Consider the following 4,858-nt stretch of genomic DNA (forward strand, 5'->3'; position numbering starts at 1 on the left):
GCACGCTCGCGCGTGCAGCGGATCGCGACCGACGGGCCCGGCGTGCTGCGGTCCGGCGACGGGCTGACGCGCGCGGTGTCCGCGCTCGCGGCCGTGCCGACCGACGCGCACGAGCGCCGCGACGACGGCCGGGCGCTCGCGGCGCCGCAGGTCGCGGAGTGGGAGACGACGAACGTGCACCAGGTCGCGACCGTCCTGACGGCGGCGGCGCTGGAGCGGACGGAGAGCCGCGGCGGGCACGCCCGAACGGACTTCCCCGACCGTGACGAGGCCTGGCGGCTGCGCCTCGAGCTCGCCCTGGCTCCCGACGGCACCCTGACGACGACGCGCGTCCCGCTGGACTGACCGCCGCCGCCACGGGCCCGCTGACGGCCCGGCGGAACAGCACGCCGCGTGCGCCCGCGAGCTCGCGGGCGACCAGGCCTGCGATTCCGAGCCCGCCCGCCGCGCCGGGCGCCGAACGCGCCCTCACGTGCGTCCGACCGGTCCCACGCGCGCGTGAGGCGCGTCCGTCGGCGTGCCGCGGGTGAAGACGGCGCACGTCGCGACGCCCCGACCTGCGACGCGATAGTTTCGATACTTGCGCCGCGCGGTTTCTGGACGTCAGCCCTGGTCGGATCGTCGGGTGTGACCGTATCGTCGGATCCCGAACCCCGGAAGTACGGGACCCGTCCGCGCAAGGGAGCGTCGATGAGTCGGTCAGGCCTGGTCGAAACTATCGGAGTCGGGGTGCTGGCGCTGGGCCTGGTGGCCGCGCCGACGCTCGGCTCCGCACCCACCTCTACCGCACGAGCGGCGGACAGCGAGATCCTCCGCAGCGACTTCGAGGGCGGCACCTACGCCCCGTGGACGCCCTCCGGCAGCCCCACCCTCACGCTCGTGCCGGACCCGGACGGCGCGGGCACGAGCCTGAAGATCGCCGGCCGAACCGCCGGCTGGCAGGGCATCGCCCTCGACCTGGTCCCGCTGCTCGAGCCGGGCGAGGCGTACACCGTGAGCATGCGCGCGCGCCTGGCCGACGCCGACCAGCCCGCGGCGGGCGTGCACTTCACCGTCGACGCCCCGGCGGCGTCGAACCCGTACACCTGGGTCAGCGGGCCCAGCACGCTCGCCGCCGACGCGTGGACCACGATCAGCGGCTCGTACACGTTCGAGGAGGGTCTCGATGCCGCGCGCATGTACCTCGACGGCGGCGACGCGGCACCGTTCCCGGACGTCCTCGTCGACGACGTGGTGATCACGGGCCAGGAGCCGACCGACCCGGGTGGTGTCGTCCCCGGCGGCGCGGTGAACCCCACCACGACCCCGGTCGCGACCGCCCGCGGCACGGGCGACGTCGCGGCGCTGACGTTCGACGACGGCCCGAACGGCGCCACCACGACGGCGCTCCTCGACTTCCTGGCCGAGCGTGACATCACGGCGACGTTCTGCGTCATCGGCCAGAACATCCAGGCGCCCGGCGGTGCGGACGTGCTGCGGCGGATCGTCGCGGACGGCCACACGCTGTGCAACCACACGACGTCGTACGCCGACATGGGTGCGTGGAGCGCGGAGCAGGTGCGCGCGGACCTCGTCGAGAACCTCGGCATCATCCGCGACGCGCTCGGCGACCCGGACGCGAAGGTCCCGTACTTCCGGGCGCCGAACGGCAGCTGGGGCGTCACGCCCGGCGTGGCCGTCGCGCTCGGCATGCAGCCGCTCGCGGTGACGAACACGATCGACGACTGGGCGACGCAGGACGTCCCGACGCTCACGTCGAACCTGCGCGCCGCGATGAAGCCCGGCGAGGTCGTGCTCGCGCACGACGGCGGCGGCGACCGGTCCGGGACGCTCGCGGCGGTGCAGACGGTCGTCGACGAGCGGCTGGCCGCGGGCTGGCAGTTCACGCTGCCGACCAGGGGCCTCGAGGGCGACGGCGGCTCGGTGCCGACCGGCCTGAGCAACGACTTCGAGGAGGGCCTCGGCGTCTGGGGGCCGCGCGGTGACAACACGGTCACGCTGACCGACGACGCGCACGGTGGCGCTCAGGCGGCGCTCGTCGCGGACCGCACGCAGGCGTGGAACGGCATCGGTGCCACGGTCACGGACGTCTTCCAGACGGGCCGGACGTACTCGATCGACCTGTGGCTCAAGCTCGCCGCGGGTGCGACCGAGCCGGCCGACCTGCGCGTGTCCGTCCAGCGCGACAACGCGGGCGAGTCGACGTACGACACGGTCACGACCGCGACGGGCGTCACGGCCGACGCGTGGACCCACGTGCAGGCGTCCTACACGATGGCGGCTGCCGACTCGGCGCTGCTGTACGTCGAGTCGGCGTCGTCGCTCGCGTCGTTCGTGGTCGACGACGTCGTCGTGAGCGGCTCGACCGCCCCGCCGGTGCAGACGGACATCCCGTCCCTCCAGGACGAGCTGCCGTGGCCGGTCGGCGTCGCGATCGACGAGCGCGAGACGGTCGGCACGGGTGAGCAGCTGGTGGTCAAGCACTACGACCAGATCACCGCCGAGAACGCGATGAAGCCCGAGAGCATCCAGCCGACCGAGGGCACGTTCACCTTCGAGGCGGCGGACGCGCTCGTCGACAGCGCGATCGAGCACGGTCAGCGGGTCTACGGGCACACGCTCGTGTGGCACTCCCAGACGCCGGACTGGTTCTTCAACCACACCGACGGCACGCCGCTGACGAGCAGCGCCGCGGACCAGCAGATCCTGCGCGACCGCATGCGCACGCACATCGAGGCGGTCGCCGACCACTACCGCGAGAAGTACGGCGAGTACGGGACGGCGGGCAACCCGATCGTCGCGTTCGACGTCGTCAACGAGGCCATCGCGGAGAGCGAGAGCGACGGCCTGCGCAAGAGCCGCTGGTTCGAGGTCCTCGGTGAGCAGTTCCTCGACCTCGCGTTCGGGTACGCCAGCGAGGCGTTCAACGGCGGCGACACCGACGGACCGGTGCAGCTGTTCCTCAACGACTACAACACCGAGCTGCCCGCCAAGCGGCAGGCGATGCTCGCGGTCGTGAACCGGCTGCTCGACCGGGACGTCCCGCTCGACGGTCTGGGCCACCAGTTCCACGTCAACCTGCTCCAGCCGGTGTCGCAGATGAAGGCGAGCATCGACGCCTTCGCCCAGACCGGTCTGCTGCAGGCGGTCACGGAGCTCGACGCCCCGATCGACGGCACGGTCACGCAGGAGAAGCTCGTCGCGCAGGGCTACTACTACGCCGACGTGTTCGACATGCTGCGCGACTACCCGGACCTGTTCTCGGTGACCCTGTGGGGCCCGTACGACAGCCGGTCGTGGCGCGAGGGCGCGCCGCTGCCGTTCGACGACGACCTGCAGGCCAAGCCGGCCTACTGGGGCATCGTCGACCGGTCGGAGCTGCCGACGCTCACGCGCCAGGTCGACGCGCACCAGGGCACGCCCACGGGCGTCGACGACCCGACGTGGGCGCTCCTGCCCGAGACGTCGATCGGTGACGGTACGGGCTTCCAGCTGCGCTGGTCGGCCGACGGCCTCACCGCGTACGTCGAGGTCGCGGACGCGAGCGACGACGGCACCGAGGACGTCGTGGACGTCTTCGCCGGCGAGTCGCACGTCACGGTGAACCGCACGCAGGCCCAGGCCACGGCCACGGGCTACCGCCTCGCGGTCGCCGTCCCGGTCGCGGGTCTGACGGAGGGCGGCACCGTGCCGTTCGACGTGCGCGTGACCGACGGCGTCACGGGCGAGCAGCGGTCGTGGAACGACCTGTCGCACGGCCAGGAGGACGGCGAGCGCCTCGGCGTCGTCACGCTGATCGAGCCGATCGGCTTCGTCTCCGCGCCGCAGGCCGCCACCGCCCCGACGATCGACGGCACGGTCGACGACGTCTGGGCGACAGCCCCGGTCCTCACGACGGACACCCAGGTCGAGGGCACCCCGGGTGCCACGGCCGAGGTGCGGGTGCTGTGGCACGACGACGCGGTCGACGTGCTGCTCAAGGTCGCCGACCCGGTGGTCGACGAGTCCGCCACCAATGCGTGGGAGCAGGACTCGGTCGAGATCTTCGTCGACCCGGTCAACGCCAAGAACGGCGCGTACACCCCGCAGGACGGGCAGTACCGGATCAGCGCGAGCAACGCGCAGTCGGTCAGCGGCGACCTGTCGGTCATCGGTGAGCGGCTGACCAGCGCCACGGCGCTGATCGACGGCGGGTACGTCGTCGAGGCGTCGATCGCGCTGGGCCGCGACGCGGTCGCCGGCGACCTGGTCGGCCTGGACTTCCAGGTGAACGACGCGACCGACGGCGTGCGCGACTCCGTCCGCACGTGGACCGACCCGACGGGCCGCTCGTACCAGAGCACCGCCCGCTGGGGCGTCCTCGAGCTCGCGGCACCGGTCGTCGAGCCGGGGCCGGTCCTGACCCTCGGGTCGGACAAGGTCGCGCCGGGCAAGAAGCTCGCCGTCGAGCTCGCCGAGTTCCCGGCCAAGACCAAGGTCAGGCTCGTGCTGGACCGCGTGGGCGACCGGCCGGCGACCCCGTCGTACGGCGGGCTGTTCGGCAAGCTCGTCGAGGGCGTGCACGACTGGTACTGGAAGGACGCCGACCTCGGCACGGTGAAGACGGACGCCTCCGGCGCCGCGAGCACCAAGGTCAAGGTCCCCGTGTGGGTCCTGCCCGGCCAGTTCGAGGTCAAGGCCTACGTCGGCAAGGAGGCCGTGGCGAGCGCCCCGGTGCGCGTGACGTACTCCTGACCGACACCGCCCCGCCGCCCTGCCCGGCGGGGCGGTGCCCCACCACGACGGCCCCGGACCCCTCCGTCCGGGGCCGTCGTCGTCGGAACCCGGCGCTCGTGCGGAAGGTCCGTCGCACCCAGCG

At 73.0% G+C, this 4,858-nt stretch carries 1 protein-coding gene and 1 pseudogene; both read left to right on the plus strand.

The window, feature by feature from the left end; genetic code table 11:
• Positions 1–345, plus strand: a pseudogene (locus CTKZ_RS13815) (L-aspartate oxidase); the annotation flags it as partial.
• A 345-nt stretch (positions 346–690) separates the two neighbouring features.
• Entirely contained in the window at positions 691–4,734 is a 4,044-nt protein-coding gene (locus CTKZ_RS13820; protein WP_124343492.1) for an endo-1,4-beta-xylanase, read from the plus strand.
• The last annotated feature ends 124 nt before the right edge of the window (positions 4,735–4,858 follow it).

Origin of the sequence: Cellulomonas algicola, assembly GCF_003851725.1 — a bacterium.
Classification (GTDB): domain Bacteria; phylum Actinomycetota; class Actinomycetes; order Actinomycetales; family Cellulomonadaceae; genus Cellulomonas; species Cellulomonas algicola.